Raw genomic sequence first — 24,540 nt, 5'->3', positions numbered from 1 at the left:
CGCCTCAGGTAAACAGACAGCCGGGGTTCATGATGTTGTGTGGGTCGAGGGCTGCCTTGATAGCCTTCATGGCCGCAAGTTGACTGGCGGACTTCAGTCGGGATAGCTCATCTTTTTTGAGGGTGCCAATGCCGTGTTCGGCAGAGATGGACCCGCCAAATTCCATGACAATATCATGGACGAGGGTGCTCATCTCTTCCCAGCTTGCTAAAAAAGCGGCCTTGTCGCTGCCCGAAGGCTGCATGACATTGAAATGAATGTTACCATCCCCCAAGTGCCCAAATGCCACGAGGCGCGCATCAGGGTTGAAGTTTTGAACGGCGCTGGTCGCCCGCTCAAGAAATGCAGGCACGCGGGAGACGGGAACCGCAATATCATGTTTGATGCTGCCGCCTTCCAGCTTTTGGGCCTCAGACATGCTTTCTCTCAGCTTCCAGAAATCCTGCGCTTGTTGAAGGGAGCTTGCCACGGCTCCATCAAGGATAGTGCCTGCCGCAAGCTCTGCTTCCAGCCATGATAAAACCTCGGCCTCCAGCGCATTATCTGGTTTGCTGGTCGCGATCTCTGTCAACACATACCAAGGATAACTGCCGCCAAGCGGGTCCGATGTGCCAGGGATATGCTGCAGCACAAAATCAAGTCCCATACGAGGTATAAGCTCAAACGCGGAAACACGGTCACCAGTGGCGCGCCGTGCGGAAGCCATTAGGGCGAGCGCTTTTTGTGGGCTCTCGACCGCGAGAAAACAGGTATGTTTCTGTATTTCCTGCGGGTAAAGTTTAAACGTGGCCTTGGTAACGATACCAAGGGTGCCTTCCGCACCAACAAGCAATTGGCTGAGGTTGTAGCCGGTGTTGTTTTTCCTGAGCGCGGTCAACTCATCAACCACAGCGCCTGTTGGCAACACGGCTTCAACCCCCAAGGTGAGGGCGCGTGTGGTGCCGTAGCGCAGCACATGTATGCCGCCCGCGTTGGTGGAAACCACGCCACCCACGGTGCAGCTGCCCTCAGACGCCAGAGAAAGCGGAAAGAGAAGTCCTCTTTCTGATGCAGCGGCCTGCAGTGCGGCAACAGTGCTGCCAGCAGATGCGGTGATTGAGAAATCTTCAGCGTTAACAATGCAGTGGTCTGTCATGCGGCGGGTGCTGAAAAGAACCTCGCTGCGCCCATCAAGGCCGGGAATGCCGCCGCCAACAAGGCCCGTATTGCCTCCTTGGGGAACGACCGGAATATGGTGTTCATGACAATAGGTGATGAGCTTTGCCGCGGTTGTCGTGTCTGAGGGCATAAGCATTAAAGAGGTTTGGCCTTCGAATTTATTGCGCCACTCCCTAAGATGAGGGGCGATTACTGATGCATCAAGAGTGGCACCCTTGGGGCCTGCTATTGAAAGCAGATTATCGATATGAATATCCGCAAGCATCAGCGGTTCCTTGGGGCTGCCGCGCGGTGCAGCCGGTCGTTGATTGCTATGCCAACACCGTGATTGGGAATAGGCGCGATCGCAATGCAAGAAGGACTCATCAAGTCAGCTTTTCTCATGAATTTAAATAGGTTATGCGCAGCTTCTTCTAATTTAGATGAGGCGCTAAGGTTCATATCTCCAGCTACCTCACCAAACCCGATCAATATTTCTCCGGCCTCCGCTGAATGCGCATTCAACCGCACCTTCGCCGTCGGGGCGTAATGGCTTGCAAGTTGGCCGGGGGCGGTGATCTGGTTGCTGTTCCTGTCGAAAACCGGCGTATGCACAACTGCAGTAATATCATCTGCAGTGATACTGCCGGGGCGAAGCAGGGTGAGTTTCTCGTCAGTTACGCCGATGATGGCCGATTCAATACCTACCTGAGTGTCGCCACCATCGACAATGAGGGGTATTTGGCCGCCAAGTTCAGCCAGGACGTCATTTGCTGAAGTAGGCGATAACTTGCCGGAAGGATTGGCGCTGGGTGCAGCCAGTGGCTTGCCCAGCTTAGCGATGATCAGCCGCGCTGTTTCACTTTCGGGACAACGAACGGCCAGCGTGGTTAAACCGGCCGAAACCGGTGAGGCAATACCGAATCCCGGCAGGCTTGGAAGCACCAAAGTAAGCGGCCCAGGCCAGAAATGCTGCATTAACTGCTCGGCGAGAGGCGAGATCTCAACATATTTTTTTGCCATATCGATATCGGCGACATGGCAGATGAGCGGATTGGTGGACGGGCGGCCCTTTACGGCATAAATTTGCTGCACTGCACCAAGTTCCGTAGCGTCAGCGGCCAGACCATAGACGGTTTCTGTGGGGATTGCGACGAGATTTCCTCGCGCCAACTCCTCGACAGCGAGCAAAACCGCACCATCTTGTCTTTCAGAAACGACTTGAGTTTTGAATGTTGCCATGCACAACTTCCGCTCAACGGGACAAAGCAAAAATACCCAGCCGTGGAGCCCCACAGGCTGGTAACCTCTATAGCTGATAGGCGACTGTGCCTCGGCTGACAATGCCTTAATGGATATGATGGCACTTTTAACAGGAAGTAGATGAATGAGTGACTATATCGCACCGCTTGAAGAGATTAGCTTTGCCCTTGAGACCGTAGCCGGAATGAAAGAATGGGCAGATATGCCCGGATTTGAGGAGGCGAGCGAAGAATTGGCCGCCGCCGTGCTTGAAGAAGCAGGCAAACTGGCAAGCGGCGTAATTGCGCCCACTAACCGCATTGGGGACGAAATCGGTGCACGGCTTGAGGGTGACACTGTTATCACCCCGGATGCGTTTAAACCTATGCATCAGGCCTATGTTGAAGGCGGCTGGTCCACATTGTCAGCCGATCCTGAATTGGGCGGGCAGGGGCTACCAAACGCGCTCTCGATCGCGGTGACCGAGATGGTAACCTCAGGCAACATGGCCTATAGCTTGCTGTCGCTGTTGACCGCTGGCGCGATTGAAGCGATCGCTGCGCATGGCACGGAAGAACAGCGCCAGACCTATCTGCCTAAAATGATTACAGGTGAATGGTCAGGCGCCATGAACCTGACGGAACCAAGCGCTGGTTCTGACGTTGGCGCGTTGCGTACCAAGGCGGAGCGACTGCCAGACGGTAGCTATAAAATTGCCGGGCAGAAGATTTTCATCACTTGGGGTGAGCACGACCTGGCGGAAAATGTCATCCACCTCGTGCTCGCGCGGCTGCCGGATGCGCCCGCTGGCACCAAGGGTATATCCATGTTTGTGGTGCCCAAATTCCATCTGGATGCTGCCGGAAATCCGGGCGAGCGCAACGATGTGCGCTGTGTAAGCCTCGAGCATAAGCTTGGTATTCATGCGAGCCCTACATGCGTGATGTCATTTGGCGATGAGGGCAATTGCATCGGTTACATTGTGGGCGAGGAAAACCAGGGCATGCGCAACATGTTCACCATGATGAACCACGCGCGAGTTGGTGTGGGATTAGAAGGGGTTGCGGTAGCAGAGCGGGCTTACCAGCAGTCAGTGACGTTCGCGCGGGAGCGTTTGCAGTCCGCCGAAATCGGCGCGAAATCCCGCGACAGTGTCACCATTATTCACCACCCTGATGTCCGCCGTATGTTGATGACAATGCGGGCCACAGCAGAGGCAGCCCGCGCGATTGTCTACCGCAACGTTTGGGCGCTTGACCGGGCTCATAAGCTTGATGATGCAGGTGAGAAAGCTAAAGCAAAAGGTGAAGCAGACCTTCTAACTCCAATATCTAAAGCATATTCTACGGATATCGGTGTTGAGGCTTCATCACTTGCGATCCAGATACACGGCGGTATGGGCTTTGTGGAAGAAACCGGCGTTGCTCAGTTCTACCGAGACAGCCGCATCGCGCCCATTTATGAAGGCACCAACGGTATTCAGGCACTAGATCTCGCGGGCCGCAAACTGATGATGGACGGCGGCACCCATTGGCGCAATTTAATTGCGGAGATGCGTAATTTTGTTGCCGAGGGGTGTGGCGAAAGTGAGGCGCAGGTGCGGCGGCTCTCCGAGGGGGTCGAAGCCCTGTCGGAAGCCGCGGAATTCCTGCTTTCCAACGGGTTTGAGAAGGTGGTGGACACTGCGGCGGCCGCAACGCCCTATCTGCGGCTGTTTGGAACCGTGGTTGGTGGTTACCTTCTGGCGGTGCAGGCAGAGGAAGCCAAAAAGCGTCTGGAAAGTGGTGAAGGCAACCCGGAATTTCTTCGGGCCAAAGTCACCACAGCGCAATTTTTTGTCGAGCAGTTGTTGCCTTCTGCGACGGCGCTTCTAGGTCCTATTAAGGATGGTGCTTCGACCTTGATGGCAATGAGTGAAGAAAGTTTCGCTCGTCAGTAGCTGAGAGCTGTGCATCAAGTGAAGCAGCCTGCGGGTTGGGTTTGGGCATTTGGAAAGCGAGAAAGCCAATGACGAGTAAAAAAGTAAAGGCTGTCGCTGGAGCGGAGAGTGACGAGGTGGACGGCTCTGACGTTGCGGACCACCGTAACGCGAAGGACGCCGCTGCTGAAGACCGCGAGATGAAGCGAGCCCGCAAGGAAGGGCTCGTGTTTCCGTTCACCGGTAAACCGGAAGGCACAACCACGATCGAGGTCGCCAGCGGTGTGATCTGGGCCCGTATCCCGCTGCCTTGGTCACTTGATCATATCAACGTCTATCTGTTTGACGAGGGCGACGGCTGGACGGTAGTGGACACGGGTGCAAACGGCAACCGGGGCCGGGAAGCCTGGGAAGCCCTTGAGCGCGAATTCCTTGGCGGCAAACCCATCCACAGGGTTATTGCCACCCATATGCACCCAGACCATCTGGGCCTGGCCGGCTGGCTTGTGGAGCGCTTTGGTGCCGAATTTACCACAACCCAAACCGAATATCTGCTTGCGTCAAGCCTATGGCTTGGCGGAACACCGACCATGCCGGAGCATGAAGTGGACTTTCTCTTCAAGCACGGCGTTGACCGCTCTTTCGAGCCGATGGTGCGGGCCGCCCGGTTTGATAACTATAAGCGCGGGGTGCATGAGCTTCCGCATACCTATACCCGTATTGAGGACGGCTCGCTTGTTGAGCTTGGTGGTCGGCAGTGGCGAGTGGTTGTTGGTCGCGGTCATAGCCCTGAGCATGCCTGTCTTGCATGCCTTGACGAGCCGCTTTTTATTGCGGGTGACCAGATATTGCCCAGCATCACGTCAAATGTATCGGTTCATGCGCGAGAACCTATGGCCAACCCCCTTGCGCACTGGCTTACAAGTCTTGCACGCATGAAAGCAGTGCCGGGTGATCCGATGGTGCTGCCAAGCCATGGCAGGGTCTTCGTGGGCCTGCAGGCGCGGCTTGACGCGTTAATTGGCGGGCACATCGAGAAGCTCGCCTCGCTTCACGAATGGTGCTCGGAAGCGCGCACGCCTGTTGAAACTTTCCCGGCACTTTTCCGACGCAAAGTCTCGGGCATGGATTTTTATCTCGCCCTTGGCGAATCCATTGCCCACCTGCATCTCCTGGAATCGATTGGCTTGATGAACCGGACAAGCAAAGATGACGTATACAGCTTCCAAGCTAAAGGTACGTTAAATCAGGAAAATCTGCTCACTCAGGTGTCTTCTCTGCCAGGGGTTGAGATGCGCGCGCTCTCAGATGTTTATTAAGGCAGTTATTGAGAAACATTCGCAGCAATAATCTTTGCGTCCTGTAGTTAGCGGGCCTATAACAGCGGCATATTTTGTGATCAGTATAGGTTTGACAGAACTAAGGTGGAACGCATGGGCGATACAGCGGACAATAACACGGACCTTGAAGCCATGAGCTTCGAGCAGGCAATGGGCGCACTGGAGCAAGTGGTGGCCAAGCTTGAGTCCGGTAACGCGTCGCTTGAACAGTCTATCGAACTCTATACCCGAGGCACTGCCCTGAAGGCACACTGCGAAGCCAAGCTGAAGGATGCACAAGCCAAGATCGAGAAGATCACGCTTGATTCCTCCGGCAATGCGGCTGGCACCGCGCCGCTTGACGTAGAATAAGCGGGGCTCTCGTGGAAGACAATGGTCCCCTGAAAGAAGCACTTGCGGCCACTTCTGGCGCAATTGAACGTGTTCTTGATCCTATCATCGCGCTAACCGGTGGCCCTGAAGACCGTGTGGTTGAAGCCATGCGGTATTCGATATTCTCAGGTGGCAAGCGATTGCGGCCATTTCTGGTGCTTGCAAGCGCGGAACTTTTTGATGTCGACCGTGCGCAAGCGCTGCGCGTTGCGGCGGCTGTTGAATGCGTTCACTGTTATTCCCTCATTCATGATGATCTGCCAGCGATGGATGACGATGACCTGCGCCGAGGGCAACCCACAGTGCATAAGGCGTTTGATGAGGCGACCGCCATTTTGGCGGGTGACGCCCTCATGAGTGTTGCTTTTGAGATGCTGTCAAAGGAAGAAACCCACCCGGACCCCTACGTGCGGCTTGAGCTTGTGCGGGAGCTTGCTCGCGCGTCCGGCCATCACGGTATGGTCGGTGGGCAGATGATCGACCTGACAGCAGACGAGCATGACATGGACGAAATGTTTGTGCATCGTCTGCAACAGATGAAAACCGGTGCATTGATCAGTTTTTCCGCAGAGGCTGGTGCGGTAATGGGCCACGCAGGCAAACAGGCTCGGTCATCGCTGCATGGCTACGCCCGCGATTTGGGGCTTGCGTTCCAGATAGCGGACGACCTTCTGGACGTTGAAGGATGCGAGAACGAGCTTGGTAAGGCTGTCGGCAAGGATGCCCAGGCCGGTAAAGCAACGCTTGTGAGCCTGATGGGTGTTGAGCGCGCCCGTCAGCAGGCGCAAATGCTATCTGATCAAGCTATTGAACATTTGGCGGGCTTCGATGATAAAGCATCGCTTTTGCGCGCTGTCGCGCATTTTGCTATAAATCGACGTACCTAGGCGCCATCGGCTAAAGAATACTATAAATACATTAAGGCCGATGCCGAAGAAGGATAAGAAGTTGAGCGTACGACCTGAAACGCCATTGCTGGACACGATCCACACGCCGGAAGAACTGCGTAAGTTGCCAGCCAATAAGCTGCGGCAAGTCGCGGACGAACTGCGTGAAGAAATGATCAACGCGGTGTCTGTCACCGGTGGCCATTTTGGTGCGGGGCTTGGTGTGGTTGAGCTTACCGTAGCGCTTCATTATGTGTTCAACACGCCTGAGGACAGGCTGATCTGGGACGTAGGGCACCAGGCCTATCCCCACAAGATTTTGACCGGCCGCCGCGACCGTATCCGTACGATCCGCCAGCCTGAGGGCTTGTCACCTTTCACCAAGCGTGGTGAAAGCGATTTTGACCCCTTCGGCGCGGGCCATTCGTCCACGTCTATCAGCGCGGCACTTGGTATGGCGGTTGCCAACAAGATGTCTGGCAAGAAGGGCAAGGCAATTGCCGTGATTGGTGACGGCGCCATGAGCGCAGGCATGGCCTATGAAGCCATGAACAATGCCGAGCAGGCAGGCAATCAGCTTATTGTGATTCTGAACGACAATGATATGTCGATTGCGCCAGCGGTTGGCGCGCTTAGCGCTTATCTGGCAAAAATTATCAGTTCGCGCCCGTTCCTGAGCCTCAGAGACTTTGGCAAAAAAATGATCGCCATGCTGCCAAGGCCTTTGGCTGATCGCGCGCGTCAGGCTGAAGAATATGCCCGTGGTATGGCCGCAGGCGGCGGTACATTGTTTGATGAGCTTGGGTTTTATTATGTGGGACCGATTGACGGCCACAATATGGAACACCTGCTGCCAGTGCTTGAGAACGTGCGGGACGCGATCGACGGCCCAATCCTTGTGCATGTGGTGACAGAAAAGGGCCGCGGGCACCCGTTTGAAGAGCCAAATCAGGAAAAATATCACGCAGTGCCACAGTTTAATGTGGTAACGGGTGAGAAGAAAAAATCGGTACCAAGCGCGCCAACCTTCACCAATATTTTCGCAAAAGCACTGACCCAGGTTGCGGAGAAAGACGAAAAGGTTGTTGCTATCACGGCGGCGATGCCATCTGGCACAGGCCTCGACAAGTTTGGTAAGGATTTCCCTGACCGCACATTTGATGTGGGCATCGCGGAACAGCACGCGGTTACCTTCGCGGCTGGTATGGCCACAGAGGGCTACAAGCCGTTTGTTGCGATCTATTCCACCTTCTTACAGCGCGCTTATGACCAGATTGTGCATGATGTGGCGGTCCAGAAGCTGCCCGTTCGTTTTGCTATTGACCGTGCAGGGCTCGTGGGCGCTGACGGCCCGACACATGCCGGTAGTTTTGATGTGACCTACCTGGCGAGCCTGCCCAACATGGTGGTGATGGCTGCGGCGGATGAAGCTGAACTGATGCATATGGTAGCAACTGCGCATGCGATTGATGATCGGCCTTCCGCTGTTCGGTATCCGCGCGGTGAAGGTTCCGGTGTGGAATTGCCCAAAGAAGGCAAGGTGCTGGAGATCGGTAAAGGCCGTATCGTCAAAAAGGGCAGCAAGGTTGCGATTATCTCGCTCGGCGCACGGCTTGGCGAAGCAATGAAAGCGGCGGAAGAGCTTGATGCAAGAGGCCTTTCTACCACTGTGGCTGATGCTCGGTTTGCAAAACCGGTTGATGAGCAGCTTATTCGTGATTTGGCAGCGAGCCACGACCTCGTGATCACGCTTGAAGAAGGTTCCATCGGCGGCTTTGGTGCGCATGTGATGGATTTCCTCGCTGAAGAAGGCATATTGGACGGTAACCTGAAGGTCCGCGCCATGAAGCTGCCGGACACCTTCCAGGATCACGGCAAACCTGAGCAGATGTATGAGGATGCCGGGCTCAATGCTTCAGGCATCGTTGCAACGGTGCTGAAGGCGCTCGGCCGCAACGACCTTGGCGATAGCGCCGCCGAAGCTGCCGCAAACAAAGCCTAAGACTTAGGGACTAAACGATATGGCCGCAAAAATCCGGGCTGATGTAGCGCTGGTGAACCGGGGCCTTGTTGAAAGCCGTGCCAAAGCGCAAGCGCTGATTATGGCAGGCGTGGTGTTTTCTGGCGAAAGCAAGATTCTGAAGGCTGGGCAGCAGATTAAAGATGACCAGCCTCTTGATGTGCGCGGGAAAGATCACCCTTGGGTAAGCCGGGGTGGGTTGAAGCTCGAAAAAGGGCTGGTTGAGTTTGACGTGGATGTCGCCGGCGCTGTTGTCATTGATGTGGGGTCGTCAACAGGTGGTTTTACGGATGTGGCTCTGACAAATGGTGCGTCGCGTGTTTATGCGGTTGATGTGGGCTCCGGCCAGCTTGCCTGGAAACTCAGGAATGACGAGCGTGTTGTCGTGCTTGAGAAAACCAATGCGCGTTACCTGACGGAGGCCGAAATTCCCGAGCCCATAGATATGGTGGTGTGTGATGCCAGCTTTATTTCGCTCAAAACAGTCTTGCCCGCAGCACTTGCTTTGGTGAAAGAGAGCGGCAAGCTGATAGCGCTTATCAAACCTCAGTTTGAGGTGGGACGAGAGAATGTTGGCAAGGGCGGGGTGGTGCGCGACCCGGCGCTTCACACGGCGGTGTGCGATGATATTCGTGCCTGGCTGGGTGGCCTTGAAGGCTGGCGGGCTGTTGGTATTACCGAAAGCCCCATAAAAGGCCCAGAGGGCAACATTGAGTTCCTGATATATGGCGAGAAACAGTGTGGCTGACATAATGGAGGTGGACATCACCAGCCTTGGTGCCCAGGGTGACGGGGTTGGTGAGTATGACGGCACACCGGTTTTTGTCCCCTTCAGCATGCCGGGGGACCGGGTGCGTGCCAAGGTGTTGGAGACTCGCCGCAACGGCCTTTATTGTGACCTTGTTGAGATTTTGACGCCGAGCAGGGTGAGGCAGGAGCCCGCGTGCGTGCATTTTGGCGCCTGTGGCGGCTGCCAATTGCAATTTTTTGGGGACGACACCTATGAAAACTGGGTGCGCGAGCGGGCGCTTATGGCGCTCAGGCAGCATGGTTTCGACGATGTGCTTGTTCTTGAGCCCGCGATCAGCCCAAAATCCAGCCGAAGGCGTGTGGCCCTTAAAGCCTTGAAGACAGCAGCTGGTGTGGTGCTTGGTTTTAACGAGCGCCAAAGCCACCGAATTATCAACGCGGATATGTGCCCCGTGACACGGGTTGAGCTGACCACGCTCTTTACCCCGCTTCGCGATTTGTTAGGCCCGATCCTCAGCCAACGCATGGCGGCAACCGTGCATATGACGCTGACGGCAAGCGGCATTGATATGCTGATTGAGGCACCCAAAGCGCTTGATCTCGCAGATCGGGAACGCCTGAGCGATTTTGCGAACGAGCATGACATTGCCGCGCTGCATTGGCAGGAACAGGGTTTCCTGGACCCGGTTGCCATCCGGCGGGAACCTGTGATGAATTTTGCTGGCGCGCGGGTGCTTTTGCCGCCTGCAAGCTTTGTTCAGGCCACTGACGAAGGCGAGTTGGCGCTGACAGCGGCTGTGGTAGACGCCTGTAAGGGCCTTGGCAGGGTTGCCGATCTTTTCTGCGGTATTGGTACATTCACCTTCCCGCTTGCGCGTGAGCATCAGGTTTTGGCGGCTGAAGGTGCCAAGAGGCCGCTTGACGCGCTGTCCGCCGCCGCAAATATTGCGGACGGCTTTAAGCAGATTATTCCCCGGCATCGGGATTTGTTCCGCAGGCCGCTCACCGCAGATGAGCTGAAGATTTTTGACGCGGTTGTTTTTGATCCACCTCGAGCGGGTGCGTCGGCACAGGTTGCTGAGATTGCAAAGTCGGGCGTTTCCCGCGTTGTGGCGGTATCGTGCAACCCCAATACCTTCAGCCGGGATGCCCGCACTTTGGTCGATGGCGGTTATATGCTTGAAAGCGTTTTGCCGGTTGACCAGTTCCTTTGGTCTCCGCACCTTGAGCTTGTGGGTGTTTTCACTAGAAGATTGTAGAGCGGGGAGGCTAGCTTGAAAATCAAACTGGAAGTTCTGGTTTCCATAACGGCGATGGTTACCGCCGTTGCAGCTGTTGTTGTGGCTATACTGCAAACTCAGGTCATGCGCGAAGAAGCGATGATGGAACGTGAGCATCAGCGCCTCTCAGTTATGCCTGCGGTGCTTGTGTATACCGGCAGTCACATTGGCGACACCGAGGGCAGTTTCAGCGTTGGGTTGGTTAATCAGGGTATCGGCCCGGCAGTGTTGGAAGGCTTTTCAGTTGAGGTGGAAGGTAGTTCCGCACGCGGATGGCAGGAGATCATTGCTAGCGGCACCGATGATCAGGTCCATATTGCAGGTGATAAGCGCAACGTTGACGGTGTGACACTTTCAGCGGCCACTGCAGGCACCTTCATTCCCGCAGGTGAAAGCCTTGTGCCCATCAAGCTGGATACCATGCCTGAGAACGCCGCGCTTCTTCGCAAATTTTCAGAAAACCTTGTTGTAAGTGTTTGTTATTGCTCACTATACAAGGAATGCTGGATGGCCAGTAATCGGCGCGCTAGGCCGCTGCAGGTAAAAATGTGCAGCTCGCAGAAAACCACTGAAGACTAATTACTGACCTCGGCTTCCAACTCAGCGCTGTTATCAGGTTCAACGGGAGCGGGGGCCGTAAACTGGTTGAGAAACGTGCGGACGGCATTTGCAGAAATGGCCGGGATTTCCTCCATCGGCAGGTGGCCGACCTCGGGGTAGGTGATCAGTTCGCTGCCCTCTATCATCTGATGCATCTGTGTCCCAGTCTCCACCGGGATAAGGCTGTCTTCTTCCCCCCACAGAATGAGCGTAGGCAGCTTGATCGGGGTGATGTCCAACGAGGACCGGCCATCGCGGTACCAGGCAAAACGTTTGCCGGTAGCTCCGCGGTTGCCAGGGTGGCGCGCCAGCTCCCAATATAGGGTGATTTTAGCTTCCGTGACATTGCTATTGTCAAAGAAGCACTTCTTCAAGCCTTCCTCAACGATGCTGCGCGGCGTGATATTTTCCAAAATCCAGTCGCTATACCAATGGCCCGCAAGGTCAAACGCGAGCGGGCGACTTGTTTCAACGCGGGTGTTCTCGGGCACGGGAATGCCTACAGCATCAACAAGGATCAGCCCGTCCGGTTTTCCCGGATGCTGGAGCGCATAGGCGAGGGTGACACCGCCGCCCATTGAGTTACCGCCCAGAACAAAATTCTCGAGGTTGAGCGTTTCTACAAGCTCATCAACAAAAGCTACCATGCCGTTGTATGTATAGTCTTCCGAAGGCGTTGCACCTGTGAGGCCATGGCCGGGCAGGTCGACAGTGACGATGAAATAATCGGCGTCCAGCGCATCAACCCAAGGCTCCCACGTATGCAGAGAAGCGTTTGAACCATGCAGCAGAATAAGTGTTTTGCCTTCAAAATTACCGCGTGTACGAATGTGGGCGCGCGCGCCTGACGGCAGTTCAAGGAAATCAGAGGCACCGGTCGCGTATTTCTCTGCCAGCACTTCGTGGGGAATGTCCGGTGTCCACGCCCAGTAGACAATGAGCGCTAGGGCCAGCACAAGTGCAGCCACCCCGTATTTGAGCCATTTAGCCATATACTTCCCCTTGATCGCGCGAAGGGTAGCTCAGTTATGCAGGCAAAGCTAGCGATAGAGCCACCGGGGGAATAAACCAATGGGCACATGAGCATTTTCTATAATTATGTTATTATATAATGAAATTATAGAGGAAACGCTATGAAAGCTGGAATAGAGGCCGAGCGAACGCGAAGGGTTTTCCTGAAGTCGGCATTGGCCACGGCTATGCTTCCGTTTGCCTTGAACTATCCGCTGAAAGCGTTGGAGAGAATTGTAAAAACAGTGCCTGCAAGTGGTGAAGCCTTGCCAGCCGTTGGCTTGGGTAGCTGGATTACCTTTAATGTAGGCGATGACCCGACCGGACTGGCGCGTTCCACAGAGGTGATGAAGGCCTTTTTTGAGGCCGGTGGGCGGCTTATCGACAGCTCACCCATGTATGGCTCAAGCCAAAGCACAATTGGCTTTGGGCTAAACGCCCTTGGTCGGCCAGAGGGGCTGATCGCAGCTGATAAGGTCTGGACCAGCGGTGATGGCGAGAGCCAGATTGCAGAAAGCACCCGCCATTGGGGCATCAACCAGTTCTCTTTGGTGCAGGTTCATAATCTTGTGGATTGGCAGCAACATCTGCCTATGCTGCGTGAGATGAAGCAGGCTGGCGCCTTGCGTTACATTGGGGTCACCACGTCGCATGGCAGGCGGCACCGGGAGCTCGAGAACATCCTTTCCTCTCAGACGATCGATTTTGTGCAGCTAACCTATAACCTTGCCGATCAAGACGCTGAAAATCGGTTGTTGCCACTCGCGCAGGAGCGAGGTGTTGCTGTGATCGCAAACCGGCCCTATCAAGGCGGGCGGCTGATCAGGGCGCTCAAAAGGGAGCCGCTTCCCAACTGGGCCACAGAGGCTGGGTTGCAGACTTGGGCAGATTTTGCACTCAAATATATCATCTCTCACCCGGCGCTTACCTGCGCGATACCTGCCACGACCCGTGTCGATCATGTTCAGGAGAATATGGCGGCCTGCACAGGTGAGTTGCCTGAGCCAAACCTGCGCCGTCGCATGGTGGCATATATAGAAGACCTTTGATGGAAGACCTGTTGAGCTATAGCATCAGCGATTTCCTGATGTATTCACCGGAAATTTATTACCGCCTTCTGGCGCGATATAATGAGGCGATATGGCCGCTACATTTTGTGGCCCTTATTCTCAGTTTTGTTGTCATCGGCCTGATCTATCGCCCGAAACAATGGTCAGGGTTGGCCGTCGGCGTGATCGTGGCCGCTGGCTGGCTCTGGGCGGCCATTGTCTATTTCCAAAGCTATTACGCCACCATCAGCTGGGCTGCACCCTATTTCTCTGGCTTATTCGTGTTTGAAGCACTGCTTTTAATAGTCGGCGTAGTTAGTGGTCGTCTGAGCTTCACCGACAGACCGTACGGCATAAGGCTTATTGGGCTTGCCTTGTTTGTTGGTATTCCTCTGCTGGTCCCCGGGCTTGCTATTGTTGAGGGTAGGGAGATGGCGATGGAAGAGATGGTTTGGCTCACGCCTGATGCCACTGTCTTGGCCACCTGCTCGCTTTTACTTGCAGCGTCACGAAGTCACTGGCTTCTCTATCTGGCACCTGCCACGTGGGCGATTTTGCGCGGCGCGCTATTGTGGGCGATGGAAAGCCCAAGCTGGTGGCTTATGCCCTTGGTGATGGGGGTGACAGTTGCAGGAGCGCTATATCGGCGTTATTCGCCGCATTGGGCGCGGTGAAGCAGCTTGTGGTCAGCGAGCACAAGCGCCATCATGGCCTCTGCGATAGGAACAGCGCGGATGCCGACACAAGGATCATGGCGGCCTTTGGTAACCACTTCCGTAGCTTCACCGTCCAGATTAACGCTTTTGCGTGGTGTCAGGATCGAGCTTGTGGGTTTTACGGCAAAGCGTGCCACAACTGGCTGCCCTGTTGAAATACCACCGAGTATGCCGCCTGCTTTGTTGGATAGGAAGTCCGGTTTCCCGTTCGTGCCGGGTACCATTTCATCGGCGTTTTCTTCGCCCGTGAGGCAGGCAGCCTCAAAACCAGCACCAATTTCCACGGCCTTGGCGGCGTTGATGCTCATCAACGCGGTTGCGAGATCAGCGTCCAGCTTGCCATAAACCGGCGCGCCCCAGCCTGCAGGTACGCCCTCCGCTACCACTTCAATTACAGCACCAATAGAACTGCCGGATTTACGAATAGCTTCCAGTTCAGTGGCCCATGTTTTGGCGGTTTCTGCATCGGGACAGAAAAAGGGGTTATTATTAACTTCAGCCCAATCGAAACGCGCATAGTCTATCTTGGTGCGGCCCATCTGTACCATCGCGGCGCGAATGGTAATGCCGTCCCCTAGTACCTTGCGTGCAACAGCACCGGCAGCAACTCGTGCAGCTGTTTCCCGCGCGCTTGAGCGTCCGCCGCCTCTGTAATCGCGAATGCCATATTTTGCCATATAGGTATAGTCGGCGTGGCCGGGGCGGAAGCTTTTGGCAATCTCACCATAATCCTTGGAGCGTTGGTCGGTGTTCTCGATTATCAACTGCACAGGCGTGCCAGTTGTTTTGCCTTCAAACACCCCGGACAGGATTCTGACAGCATCTGGTTCGCGGCGCTGGGTGGTATATTTGTTTTGCCCGGGTTTACGTTTGTCGAGATACGTCTGGATTTCCGCTTCTGATATCTCCAGCAGGGGAGGTACGCCATCGACCGTTGCGCCAAGCGCGGGTCCGTGACTTTCCCCCCATGTGGTGAAGCGAAACAGTCGTCCAAACGTATTATAGGACATCGCGCCCTCCGGTTACTTCCGCTTAGTCGAGCAGAGAGATGAAAGTTTTCATAACGTCATCGTCGGTCGGCATACAGGTGGTGTTGAAACCGCCATCCACATAATGGGTTTCGCCAGTGACGCCAGACGAGAGGTCCGACAGCAGGTAAAGACCTGCACCAGCCACGTCATCAAGCGTGATGTTGCGGCGAAGCGGTGCATTTTTCTCATTATACTTCAAAAGCATGCGGAAATCACCAACACCGGATGCCGCCAGCGTTTTCATTGGGCCTGCAGAGATGCAGTTCACACGAATATTTTGCTCGCCAAGGTCTCGCGCCATATAGCGGGTGCTGCACTCAAGGGCGGCTTTCGCAACACCCATAACGTTATAATGCGGAACAACTTTTTCAGCGCCGTAGTAGGACAGGGTCAGCATTGCGCCGCCGTTGTTCATCAGTTTTTCTGCGCGCTGTGCCACGGCTACAAAGCTGTAGGCGGAGATGTTCATGGTCATCAGAAAGTTGTTGAGCGAGGTGTCAAGATAACGACCACGAAGCTCGGATTTGTCTGAATAACCAATAGCATGCACGATAAAATCAAGATTATCCCAGCGCTCACCGATGGTTTCAAAAAGCGCGTCAATCGAAGCACCGTCTGATACATCACATTCGGCAAGGAAATCGCTACCGATCGACTGTGCAAGAGGACGCACGCGCTTCTCAAGCGCTTCACCCTGATAAGAGAACGCAATCTCGGCGCCCTGTTCGGCGCATGCCTTGGCAATACCCCAAGCCATTGAGCGGTCGTTCGCTACACCCATTACAAGGCCGCGTTTACCTTCCATCAGTTTTGTCATGATAGCCCCCTTTATATATCTGTTAGGCTCAAATTTCGGCGCATCCTACACCAAGAATGTCCGCCGTCAATCGCTTTAACCGCTTTGTTGCGGCTTGCTTTTATCGCTTTCTGTCGGTGGTTGTGCCGTGCTGTCACCCGCCACACCATCTCCGTCAGATGCGTTTATTTCGCTGGTTGCGATATGTTCCCGATAGTCTTCTGGCATCTCAGGAGGTTCCTGAGTGTCTAGGCTGTCCGGTTCTTTGTTATCACGACCTTCGAAAGTATAAGCGGCATTCAGCTCTGCTCCCAGAACAAAACCAAGGCTGACGAGGAAACAAAAGAGCTGCATGATAACAACGCCTGCCAGCGACCCGTAGGTGACGTCATAGTTTCCGGCGTACTTGAGGTAGACCGATAGCCCCCGCGCTGTTGCAATCAACACCACAAGGCTCAGGAGAGTGCCGGGCAGGCGCGACGGCTTGTAAACCCGCCGCGGTGTCAGGGCCGCAAACATGGTGTAAAGCCCAAGCGCAAGCACGGCCGGGCTTACAAGCAGGCTCAAATACCCCCACAAGGCATCGAGGCCTTCGGAAACTGCGTCAGGAAACAGGCTGGTGAATGCCTTGAAAAGGGGTGGGCCTAAAACTTGTACCGACATGCCGATAACAACGGTAATGGCACCGAAGATAACTATGCCAAGGCTTTCCAGCCGTCTGATCCACATGGCACGGGCATGTTCTTTGCCGAACGCCTTGATAAGGACCTCGCGGGCGGCTTCTACGCCGTTTGCGGCGGTCCAGATCGCAAAAAGGATGGAACCGGTAAGTATTTCGGCGCCTGTGTTTTTGATAATACCCCGGATAGGACCATCAACTACGGTTGCCACCTCAGGCGGCAATACGGAAAGCATGAAAGCAATGGCTTCAAGCCCGCGTTCTGTCTGCCCCATAAAGCCCGAAACCGCGACAAGGAAGATGATGAAGGGAAACAGTGACAACATGGTCAGGAAAGCCATATTGCCAGCAGCTGCCATGCCAGTGTTGCCAAAGAAGAGAGCAATGGCCCGCAGCCAAACTTTCCTGTGCCGTTCGTAACTTTTTACGGGTGCTGTAATTTCTTCGGGCAACAGGTCACTCATTAGATCAAGCCTGCCTTGCGCCGCATGGCGTCACCACCTTGGCCGCCCCAGTCCTTGACCAGTTTTTCAAGATTTGCATCGCGCTCTGTGGGCAGCATCAGCTTGAGGGTGACATACATGTTGCCGGTCTCTTCACCGCGTTTCACGCCTTTGCCCTTGAGGCGAAGGCGTTTGCCGCTGGAGCTGTTTTTCGGGATACGAATGGTCAGCCGTCCCTTGGGTGTGGGGACCTGAATGTCGCCACCCAGAACAGCTTCATCAAGGGAGATCGGCAGATCAAGCAGGATATCGAGCCCGTCACGCTTGTAGTAAGGGTGCGGTGCAACGGCTACTTCCACGAGGGCGTCACCCTTAGGAGCGCCGCCAACACCCGGGCCGCCCTGGCCAGACAGCCGGATCACTTGGCCATCTTTGATGCCTGAGGGGATCTTGATATCCAGCGTGCGACCATCGTTTAACGAAATGCGCCTGGTGCCGCCAATGATCGATTCTTCAAAACCAATGGTGATTTTATAGTTGATATCCAGCCCTTTGCGGCGGCCGGATGTCTCGAACGGGTTTTCGCGTGGCCGTTTTGCGCCGCCTTCAGTGCCCCGACGGCTGGTTCTGGCTCCTGCTGACCGAAAGAAGCTCGAGAAGACATCGCTGGCTTCCTCGAAATCAAACGGATCGAAGCGACCGTCAGAGCTATAACGTCGGCCACGGCTCTGGCTGTCGCCAAATCCGTATGGAGTTGGACGTTCGGAACCATTGTCGTCGATTTCCCCACGGTCGTAGCGGCTTCGCTGTTTGGCGTCACCAAGAATACCGTACGCTGCCGATACGCGTTTGAAGCGATCAGCAATGCCTGGGTTATCTTTGTTCCTGTCGGGGTGTAGCTTCTTGGCCAGTTCGCGGTAAGCTTTTTTTACCTCGTCCTGGCTTGCATCACGCTCGACACCCAATATTTTATAAAGGTCGCTCATAAGATTGTTTCTGAGTGCAAAACTATATACTAAATCAACTGCTTGGCTATCATATAAGCAGTCTGGTGAGCCACGCAATAATGCAGTGCATGGCGTGACATTTTGCCAGCGCGTAAATTGAAGAAAACCTGTTATATTCAGCGGACTTTTGAGGAAATAGCATGAGTGAAAAAACTGCAGAATTCAAAGAACCGTTTAGCAGGTTGAATGATTGGCTCAAGGAAGCGGAAGCAAGTGAGCCAAACGACCCGACCGCTGTAGCCCTTGCAACGGCCACCAAGTCGGGCCTTCCCAGCGTTCGTATGGTGTTGATGAAGGGTTGCGATGAGCGCGGGCTGGTTATTTATACCAACCTGGACAGTCGCAAGGGTGAGGAGTTAGCCGAAAATATGAACGCGGCGATGCTGTTCCACTGGAAATCACTGCGGCGGCAGGTGCGCATTGAAGGGCCAATTGAGAGGGTCTCTGATGAGGAAGCTGACGCTTATTTTGCATCCCGCCCGCGGGCCAGCCGTATCGGAGCATGGGCGTCCAAGCAGTCTCGTGAAATGGCCGGGCGTTTTGAGTTTGAAGCCGCGATCGCGCAGTATACGGCAAAATTCAGCGTGGGTGACGTACCGCGGCCTGAGAACTGGTCGGGATTCCGGTTGGTGCCTAATTATTTTGAGTTTTGGCGCGACCGGAAATTCAGGCTTCATGAACGTGTCACATTCTCGCTGAATGGCGCTGGGCACTGTTGGAATTTGGCTGAGCTTTACCCCTAAACGCTTGACGAAACCGTTCGGTTTTCTCAGGTGCACAGAAGTGTGATCAGCGTTTAAAAAAAGTGTCATTTGTCACGCGTATGGTCCCTCGCAACAATCATGAAAGGGGATCGAGCGCATCGCATCCACCTTTCGTTATGCGGGGGTCAAGAGATGCGTTTTTCTGTTCGGGTTAGAATTCTTCTGGGCTTTTCAGCCGTTATTGTCACGCTTGCGACAGCTAATCTGATCTCCGCTTTCGGTTTGCGGGGGCTGGATGGCGTATCAAGCCAGATCATCGCCAAAACCGATATAGTGCGGTTCGTGAATGATTATACGGCCGATGTAAGCGAACAAACGCTTGCGTTGCGCGCATTTGCCTTCTCAGGTCTTAATGCTGACAAAGAACGTGTTGCGGAATTACGTGTCCGTGCGGACACTAGCCGCAAACAGGTGGAAATGCTTCTGCTTGCGAACGGTGAACAGGGAACTGTCACTAAGCTCACTGAGGTCGCCACCGCGTTTGACGAGGTGTTCACAGCGATGGAAAACCGCCTCGGCAATGAGAACGACGCCCTTCAGGTGGTCGTGATTGGCGTGGGTAAACTTGAGCAGACTTCCCAAAATCTTGTGGATTTTCTGGAGGGGCAGGAAGGTGATGCGAAAGCGCTGGCGGTGCGGGTGTCTCCGCTTGTTGCCAGATTTAACCAGTCAAGTATTGCTTATATCTCGTCCGGTGCATCAAGTGACTTTGAGGCGGCAATCGAATCCGGGCAGGAACTGGACGATTTGGTAGAAGAGGCCGCTGTTGCGCTTCGTGCGTTACCCCGCCGCCAACAGGCTATTGTGCGTTATGTGCGGCGCGATGGTGACGTTATACGCCAAAGCCTGCGCCAAAAGCAGGCGACATCAACCGCCATGCACGGTGCGCTCGATCAGCTAGATGACGCTGCGCGCCAGATTGAGCGGGTAACAGACCAAGTGAAGTCAAGCGCAAGGGCTGGGCAAACTTTGGCGCTGAATAATATGATGCGAGCCGTGAAGGCCTCCACCAAGCAAAGCTTTATCGGGCTGCTGATCGGCGCTGCCATTGCTGCAGTCCTTGCCTGGTTCATTGGTCGTTCGGTTGCTAATCCTCTCACTCGTATCACAAGTGCAGTCGCTAAACTGGCAGCCGGGGATAAAACCGTAGCTATTCCGGACACTGACCGGGGTGATGAGCTGGGGCGGATGGCTGAGGCCGCCGCGATTTTCAAGGGCAAGGCGTTTGAACTTGAACGTATGGCCGAAGAAAAGCGTGCGTCTGAAGCTACGGCAGCAGAAGCGCAGCGCGAACGTGAGCGCGAACAAGCCAGATTAATTCGTGAGCGCGAGAAGGAAGAAGAGCAGAGCAGGGCAGAGAGACGCCAGGCTCGCATGCAACAACGTCTTCAGATGGCGGATGCGTTTGAGCGACGCGTAATGGGGGTGGTTGACGCTGTGGCGGGCGCCTCCCGCCGCATGGCCGAGGCGTCATCGTCACTCGTCGCGAACGCACAGCAAACCAACGATCAGGTTGAAAACACTCACAGTGCAACAGCGCAAGCTTCACACAATGTGCATGCGGTTGCCGGGGCGACGGAGGAACTTTCAGTATCCTTTCGGTCTGTGAGAAGCGAACTTGGCCACAGCGCGAGCGTGGCACAAAGCGCTGTGACAGAGGCAACGCGCACCACAGAAACTGTTGCGGGTCTCACTAAAGCAGCAGATCAGATCGGTACGGTTGTCAAAATGATCAAAGACATTGCTGAACAAACCAACCTTCTAGCGCTTAATGCCACGATTGAAGCAGCGCGTGCGGGTGAGGCAGGGCGCGGTTTCGCGGTTGTGGCACATGAAGTGAAGAACCTAGCGGCCCAGTCTGGCCGCGCAACGGAAGAGATTGCTACATATGTGAGCGAGATCCAGCGTGTTTCAGGCGATGCCGGTGGTGCGATTGAACGTATTGGGCAGATAATCGGGGAAATGAACGAAGTCAGTCAGTCTGTGGTTGCGGCTGTTGAGCAGCAAGTAGCTGCGACGGAAGAGATCGCCAAAAATGTCCAGTATGTCTCAAGCGGTACGGAACTGGTGCGCGAGAGTGTCACGATTGTAGGTGCTGCTGCGACAGAAACAGAGGCCATGACCTCAGACCTGCAGGACCATGCGAGGCATATGATGAATGAGGCCGATGCACTCAAGCTGGAGGTGGAGCGCTTCCTTGCTGAAATACGAGACACAAGAGAAGAGGGTGGAGAGACAGAGCCCTCTGAACCAGCAGTCAGGCTGTTGAAGTCCGCTTAACAAATTATTGCCGCAATAAAACATGATAAATGGCCTCCCATCGGGGGCCATTTTTATTTTGGACTTTGAAGTCCAGAAAATGCGGACTAGATTTAAGGCATATATTTTTTGTGATCCAATGTGGGAAGGGGAGTGACCATGGACGGCACGCACAAGGTCGAAACGCCTAAAGAAGAGATCGCGGCAATACTGGCTGCGCAACGCGCGAGTTATACAGCGGAAGGGTTTGTCTCTGCTTCTGTGCGGAAAGACAGGCTAAAGCGTGCGCTCGCCTGCCTCTTGGATTATAAGGACGATTATATCCGCCTGATCTCAGAAGACTTTGGCAACAGGTCTGCGGAAACCACGTTGTTTGCAGATGTGGTTGCGTCCGCAGGCGCGTTGAAAGATGCCAGCAAGCATGTGGAAAAATGGATGCGGCCCAGCAAGCGTTCGCTCCAGTTCCCGCTGGGGCTTTTGGGCGCAAAGGCTGAAGTTGTGCCCCAGCCCAAAGGCGTTGTAGGCCTTATCACGCCGTGGAATTTCCCGCTGACGATGGTGTTTGTGCCGCTTGCGCAAATGCTGGCTGCGGGAAACCGGGTGGTGATCAAACCAAGCGAGCATACGCCGCGGACTTCTGCCTTTTTCAAGGAAGTATTCTCCAAACACTTCGGTGAAGAAGAAATAGCCGTGGTGAACGGAGCTGTTGAAACCAGTCAGGCATTTTCAAGCCAGCCATGGGATCACCTGATGTTTACCGGCGCGCCTGTTGTTGGCAAGCTGATCATGCGGGCAGCATCTGAACATCTGACCCCTGTGACCCTTGAGCTGGGCGGTAAAAGCCCAGTCGTTGTAGGTGAAAGTGCGGATATGGACCGCATGATCGAGAGGGTGGCGACCTTCAAGCATATGAATGCAGGCCAGATCTGCCTTGCACCAGATTATCTGAATATCAAACGTGACAGCCGTGACGAATTTGTTGATCGCTACACCAAAAAGGTGTCTGCGATGTACCCGAGCATGCTGGCGAATGACCAATATACTTCGATCATCAGCGCCCGGCATCGTGAACGGCTGGAAGGATATATCGAGGACGCGCGAGAAAAAGGCGCGGATGTCCGCATCATCAATCCGGCGGAGGAAGATTTCGCCGGGCAAAACCAGGCGAACAAGCTACCTTCTGCATTGATCCTTGACCCGACCGACGACATGAAAGTGATGCAGGAAGAGATTTTTGGCCCCATCCTGCCTGTCCGCACTTATGACAAGGTTGAGGAAGTGATTGATTATATCAATGACCGGCCACGACCCCTCGCGCTCTATTACTTCGGGCAGGATAAGGCGGAAGAGACAGATGTGCTAAGCCGTACGACATCAGGCGGTGTTACGGTAAATGATGTTTTGTGGCATGGCGCACACGAAAACCTGCCATTTGGCGGTGTGGGCAACAGTGGCATGGGGCACTATCATGGCTATGACGGGTTTCTTGAGTTCAGCCACCAGAAGTCAGTGCTCAGGCATCCAAAAATGTCGATCGGGGGTGTTCTCGGCATCGTGCCGCCCTATACTGACAAGCTGCGGAAAAATGTGGAACGCCAGCTGAAATAACCCACCGTTGTTGGGCGGGGCTGGCCGAGGGGATGCCAGATGATCGCGTTTAACTTCAATAGTGTGGCTTCCGTTCTGGTAGAGGACGGAGCAACAGAGCATTTGGGTAGCACCTTGCGTGCCCGGTTTGGCTGTGAGCGCCCCTTTGTCATTTCCGACGCGGGGCTGGTGAAGCTTGGCCTTGTCGGCAAGGCGTTAAAGGCGCTTGATGAGGCTGAGCTTGCGCATGCTCTCTTTGATGGCGTTGAGGCTGACCCTTCAGAAGCCGTGGTGCTTGCCGCTACTGAAGCCGCGATAGCCCATAAAGCCGATCTTGTAGTTGGTTTTGGTGGCGGCAGCTCAATGGATGTGGCCAAGCTTGTTGCCGTTCTGGCAAAAGACGCACAAAAACTTGGTGATATATATGGTGTCGACCAGATCAGGGGCGGGCGTTTGCCTCTGGTACAGGTGCCTACAACGGCAGGTACTGGCTCTGAGGTCACACCAATCTCCATCATCACAACTGGCGAAACGACGAAAATGGGCGTTGTTGATGCCACACTGCTTGCAGACTTGGCGGTGCTGGATGCGACATTAACCACCGGGTTACCCGCTCATATCACGGCGGCTACCGGCATCGATGCCATGGTGCACGCGATAGAGGCTTATACGAGCAAGATCAAAAAGAACCCGATTTCTGATGGCCTTGCAAAACAGGCGCTCCTGATGTTGGGCAGCAATATCGTGCTCGCGTGCCGTGACGGAGAAAACCTTGATGCCCGGCGTGCCATGCTGGTTGGGGCCATGTTGGCAGGGCAGGCCTTTGCCAATGCGCCAGTCGCTGCGGTTCATGCGCTTGCTTATCCCCTTGGTGGGCACTTCCATATACCACACGGGCTTTCAAACTCACTTGTGCTGCCACATGTGCTCAAATTTAACGAGGATGCAGCCGCGCATGAGTATGCAGCGTTGGCGGCGCATATGGGGCAGGAGGCCAGCGCAGGTGCTTTCTTCCGCTGGATTGACCAGATAACCGAGGAGACAGGGGTTGTCCGCCGCTTAAGGGACGTTGGTATCAGTCATAATGACCTCCCCATGCTGGCGGAAGACGCCATGAAGCAAACACGCTTGTTGGTCAATAACCCGAGGGAGGTGACGCTTGATGATGCCCGCGCAATTTATGAGGCGGCATGGTGAGGGATAGATCTGAGCCCAAGCCAATTAAGGCCTATAAGCATGTTGCCCCGATCCAGACAAGATGGATGGATAACGATGTGTATGGTCACGTGAATAACGTGGTTTATTACAGCTTTTTTGACACAGCGGTGAACCGCTTCCTGATCGAAGGTGGCGTGCTTGATATACATGGTGGGGCTGTCATCGGGCTCGTGGTTGAGACCAACTGCCGCTATTACGCACCGCTTGAGTTTCCGCAGAATATCCGAGCAGGTATTGGCGTCAGTCATATTGGGCGGTCAAGCGTTCGCTATGAGATTGGCCTCTTTTCCGAGCAAAGTGATGTGCCTGCGGCCGAGGGCTATTTTGTCCATGTTTATGTGGACAAGGAGACAAGGCGCCCCACTTCATTACCTGAAGAGTTCAAGGCGCTTTTGGAAACCATCCATATAGGCGCCTGACCTAACGGTTTGGAG

At 54.7% G+C, this 24,540-nt stretch carries 22 protein-coding genes; 15 read left to right on the top strand and 7 right to left on the bottom strand.

Annotation, left to right across the window (positions count from 1 at the left end):
* Positions 1-4 precede the first annotated feature (4 nt).
* Positions 5-1,423, bottom strand: a complete 1,419-nt coding sequence (locus tag ACOOGA_RS01265; protein WP_417460981.1) for an FAD-binding oxidoreductase — start codon at positions 1,421-1,423, stop codon at positions 5-7.
* Positions 1,423-2,379, bottom strand: coding sequence for an L-threonylcarbamoyladenylate synthase (locus tag ACOOGA_RS01260; protein ID WP_417460980.1), 957 nt, complete (start codon positions 2,377-2,379; stop codon positions 1,423-1,425). Before ACOOGA_RS01260 ends, ACOOGA_RS01265 begins: the two co-directional genes overlap by 1 nt.
* Before the next feature lie 145 nt (positions 2,380-2,524).
* Here ACOOGA_RS01260 and ACOOGA_RS01255 point away from each other — a divergent pair, with 145 nt between their 5' ends.
* From ACOOGA_RS01255 to ACOOGA_RS01220, 8 genes are all read left to right on the top strand, one after another.
* Positions 2,525-4,318, top strand: coding sequence for an acyl-CoA dehydrogenase (locus tag ACOOGA_RS01255; protein ID WP_417460979.1), 1,794 nt, complete (start codon positions 2,525-2,527; stop codon positions 4,316-4,318).
* 68 nt (positions 4,319-4,386) lie between these two features.
* Positions 4,387-5,616, top strand: a complete 1,230-nt coding sequence (locus ACOOGA_RS01250) for an MBL fold metallo-hydrolase (RefSeq protein WP_417460978.1) — start codon at positions 4,387-4,389, stop codon at positions 5,614-5,616.
* Positions 5,617-5,730: 114 nt separating this feature from the next.
* Positions 5,731-5,988 (top strand): exodeoxyribonuclease VII small subunit, encoded by a 258-nt coding sequence (locus tag ACOOGA_RS01245; RefSeq protein ID WP_417460977.1) that lies wholly within the window; start codon positions 5,731-5,733, stop codon positions 5,986-5,988.
* 11 nt (positions 5,989-5,999) lie between these two features.
* The gene (locus ACOOGA_RS01240; protein WP_417460976.1) at positions 6,000-6,896 is read left to right on the top strand and encodes a polyprenyl synthetase family protein; all 897 of its coding nucleotides are present in this window, start codon (positions 6,000-6,002) and stop codon (positions 6,894-6,896) included.
* A 61-nt stretch (positions 6,897-6,957) separates the two neighbouring features.
* Complete coding sequence (gene dxs / locus ACOOGA_RS01235; protein WP_417460975.1) at positions 6,958-8,898, top strand: 1-deoxy-D-xylulose-5-phosphate synthase; 1,941 nt, start codon at positions 6,958-6,960, stop codon at positions 8,896-8,898.
* Positions 8,899-8,917: 19 nt separating this feature from the next.
* Positions 8,918-9,664 carry a TlyA family RNA methyltransferase gene (locus ACOOGA_RS01230; protein WP_417460974.1) on the top strand — a complete coding sequence of 249 codons (747 nt, stop codon included), beginning with the start codon at positions 8,918-8,920 and terminating at the stop codon, positions 9,662-9,664.
* A complete protein-coding gene (gene rlmD, locus ACOOGA_RS01225; RefSeq protein WP_417460973.1) occupies positions 9,657-10,925 on the top strand; it encodes a 23S rRNA (uracil(1939)-C(5))-methyltransferase RlmD in 1,269 nt (422 codons plus the stop codon). Before ACOOGA_RS01230 ends, rlmD begins: the two co-directional genes overlap by 8 nt.
* Positions 10,926-10,940: 15 nt before the next feature.
* Positions 10,941-11,525, top strand: coding sequence for a hypothetical protein (locus ACOOGA_RS01220; RefSeq protein ID WP_417460972.1), 585 nt, complete (start codon positions 10,941-10,943; stop codon positions 11,523-11,525).
* Here ACOOGA_RS01220 and ACOOGA_RS01215 read toward each other — a convergent pair.
* The gene (locus ACOOGA_RS01215) at positions 11,522-12,538 is read right to left on the bottom strand and encodes an alpha/beta fold hydrolase (protein WP_417460971.1); all 1,017 of its coding nucleotides are present in this window, start codon (positions 12,536-12,538) and stop codon (positions 11,522-11,524) included. The genes ACOOGA_RS01220 and ACOOGA_RS01215 overlap by 4 nt on opposite strands.
* Positions 12,539-12,679: 141 nt before the next feature.
* On the opposite strand from ACOOGA_RS01215, the gene ACOOGA_RS01210 reads away from it, so the two are divergent.
* Both ACOOGA_RS01210 and ACOOGA_RS01205 read left to right on the top strand, forming a co-directional pair.
* Positions 12,680-13,606, top strand: coding sequence for an aldo/keto reductase (locus ACOOGA_RS01210; RefSeq protein ID WP_417460970.1), 927 nt, complete (start codon positions 12,680-12,682; stop codon positions 13,604-13,606).
* Positions 13,606-14,280, top strand: a complete 675-nt coding sequence (locus tag ACOOGA_RS01205; protein WP_417460969.1) for a DUF6064 family protein — start codon at positions 13,606-13,608, stop codon at positions 14,278-14,280. The genes ACOOGA_RS01210 and ACOOGA_RS01205 overlap by 1 nt, the downstream gene beginning before the upstream one ends.
* Here ACOOGA_RS01205 and aroC read toward each other — a convergent pair.
* The 4 genes from aroC to ACOOGA_RS01185 form a co-directional block, all read right to left on the bottom strand.
* Positions 14,256-15,332: a chorismate synthase gene (gene aroC / locus ACOOGA_RS01200; protein WP_417460968.1), complete on the bottom strand. Its 1,077-nt coding sequence runs from the start codon at positions 15,330-15,332 to the stop codon at positions 14,256-14,258. The genes ACOOGA_RS01205 and aroC overlap by 25 nt on opposite strands.
* 22 nt (positions 15,333-15,354) lie before the next feature.
* Positions 15,355-16,170: an enoyl-ACP reductase FabI gene (locus ACOOGA_RS01195; RefSeq protein ID WP_417460967.1), complete on the bottom strand. Its 816-nt coding sequence runs from the start codon at positions 16,168-16,170 to the stop codon at positions 15,355-15,357.
* A 75-nt stretch (positions 16,171-16,245) separates the two neighbouring features.
* Complete coding sequence (locus ACOOGA_RS01190) at positions 16,246-17,292, bottom strand: YihY/virulence factor BrkB family protein (RefSeq protein ID WP_417460966.1); 1,047 nt, start codon at positions 17,290-17,292, stop codon at positions 16,246-16,248.
* Positions 17,292-18,257, bottom strand: coding sequence for a DnaJ C-terminal domain-containing protein (locus tag ACOOGA_RS01185; RefSeq protein WP_417460965.1), 966 nt, complete (start codon positions 18,255-18,257; stop codon positions 17,292-17,294). Before ACOOGA_RS01185 ends, ACOOGA_RS01190 begins: the two co-directional genes overlap by 1 nt.
* Positions 18,258-18,418: 161 nt before the next feature.
* On the opposite strand from ACOOGA_RS01185, the gene pdxH reads away from it, so the two are divergent.
* From pdxH to ACOOGA_RS01160, 5 genes are all read left to right on the top strand, one after another.
* The gene (pdxH, locus tag ACOOGA_RS01180) at positions 18,419-19,021 is read left to right on the top strand and encodes a pyridoxamine 5'-phosphate oxidase (RefSeq protein WP_417460964.1); all 603 of its coding nucleotides are present in this window, start codon (positions 18,419-18,421) and stop codon (positions 19,019-19,021) included.
* A 153-nt stretch (positions 19,022-19,174) separates the two neighbouring features.
* On the top strand, positions 19,175-21,322 hold the full coding sequence (locus ACOOGA_RS01175; RefSeq protein ID WP_417460963.1) for a methyl-accepting chemotaxis protein: 2,148 nt from the start codon (positions 19,175-19,177) through the stop codon (positions 21,320-21,322).
* Positions 21,323-21,460: 138 nt separating this feature from the next.
* On the top strand, positions 21,461-22,909 hold the full coding sequence (locus ACOOGA_RS01170; RefSeq protein WP_417460962.1) for a coniferyl aldehyde dehydrogenase: 1,449 nt from the start codon (positions 21,461-21,463) through the stop codon (positions 22,907-22,909).
* A 39-nt stretch (positions 22,910-22,948) separates the two neighbouring features.
* Positions 22,949-24,085 (top strand): iron-containing alcohol dehydrogenase, encoded by a 1,137-nt coding sequence (locus ACOOGA_RS01165; protein ID WP_417460961.1) that lies wholly within the window; start codon positions 22,949-22,951, stop codon positions 24,083-24,085.
* Entirely contained in the window at positions 24,082-24,525 is a 444-nt protein-coding gene (locus ACOOGA_RS01160; RefSeq protein ID WP_420430707.1) for an acyl-CoA thioesterase, read from the top strand. Before ACOOGA_RS01165 ends, ACOOGA_RS01160 begins: the two co-directional genes overlap by 4 nt.
* Positions 24,526-24,540: the final 15 nt, after the last annotated feature.

Source organism: Kordiimonas sp. (assembly GCF_965216265.1).
GTDB lineage: Bacteria > Pseudomonadota > Alphaproteobacteria > Sphingomonadales > Kordiimonadaceae > Kordiimonas.
The sequence above is the reverse complement of the archived record's forward strand: the minus strand, read 5'-3'. Positions and strand labels throughout refer to the sequence as shown.

Coding starts and splice junctions, on each gene's coding strand:
- ACOOGA_RS01265 (WP_417460981.1), bottom strand. CDS start 1,423: ATGCTTGCGGATATTCATATCGATAATCTGCTTTCAATAGCAGGCCCC.
- ACOOGA_RS01260 (WP_417460980.1), bottom strand. CDS start 2,379: ATGGCAACATTCAAAACTCAAGTCGTTTCTGAAAGACAAGATGGTGCG.
- ACOOGA_RS01255 (WP_417460979.1), top strand. CDS start 2,525: ATGAGTGACTATATCGCACCGCTTGAAGAGATTAGCTTTGCCCTTGAG.
- ACOOGA_RS01250 (WP_417460978.1), top strand. CDS start 4,387: ATGACGAGTAAAAAAGTAAAGGCTGTCGCTGGAGCGGAGAGTGACGAG.
- ACOOGA_RS01245 (WP_417460977.1), top strand. CDS start 5,731: ATGGGCGATACAGCGGACAATAACACGGACCTTGAAGCCATGAGCTTC.
- ACOOGA_RS01230 (WP_417460974.1), top strand. CDS start 8,918: ATGGCCGCAAAAATCCGGGCTGATGTAGCGCTGGTGAACCGGGGCCTT.
- ACOOGA_RS01215 (WP_417460971.1), bottom strand. CDS start 12,538: ATGGCTAAATGGCTCAAATACGGGGTGGCTGCACTTGTGCTGGCCCTA.
- ACOOGA_RS01210 (WP_417460970.1), top strand. CDS start 12,680: ATGAAAGCTGGAATAGAGGCCGAGCGAACGCGAAGGGTTTTCCTGAAG.
- ACOOGA_RS01205 (WP_417460969.1), top strand. CDS start 13,606: ATGGAAGACCTGTTGAGCTATAGCATCAGCGATTTCCTGATGTATTCA.
- aroC (WP_417460968.1), bottom strand. CDS start 15,332: ATGTCCTATAATACGTTTGGACGACTGTTTCGCTTCACCACATGGGGG.
- ACOOGA_RS01195 (WP_417460967.1), bottom strand. CDS start 16,170: ATGACAAAACTGATGGAAGGTAAACGCGGCCTTGTAATGGGTGTAGCG.
- ACOOGA_RS01190 (WP_417460966.1), bottom strand. CDS start 17,292: ATGAGTGACCTGTTGCCCGAAGAAATTACAGCACCCGTAAAAAGTTAC.
- ACOOGA_RS01185 (WP_417460965.1), bottom strand. CDS start 18,257: ATGAGCGACCTTTATAAAATATTGGGTGTCGAGCGTGATGCAAGCCAG.
- pdxH (WP_417460964.1), top strand. CDS start 18,419: ATGAGTGAAAAAACTGCAGAATTCAAAGAACCGTTTAGCAGGTTGAAT.
- ACOOGA_RS01175 (WP_417460963.1), top strand. CDS start 19,175: ATGCGTTTTTCTGTTCGGGTTAGAATTCTTCTGGGCTTTTCAGCCGTT.
- ACOOGA_RS01170 (WP_417460962.1), top strand. CDS start 21,461: ATGGACGGCACGCACAAGGTCGAAACGCCTAAAGAAGAGATCGCGGCA.
- ACOOGA_RS01165 (WP_417460961.1), top strand. CDS start 22,949: ATGATCGCGTTTAACTTCAATAGTGTGGCTTCCGTTCTGGTAGAGGAC.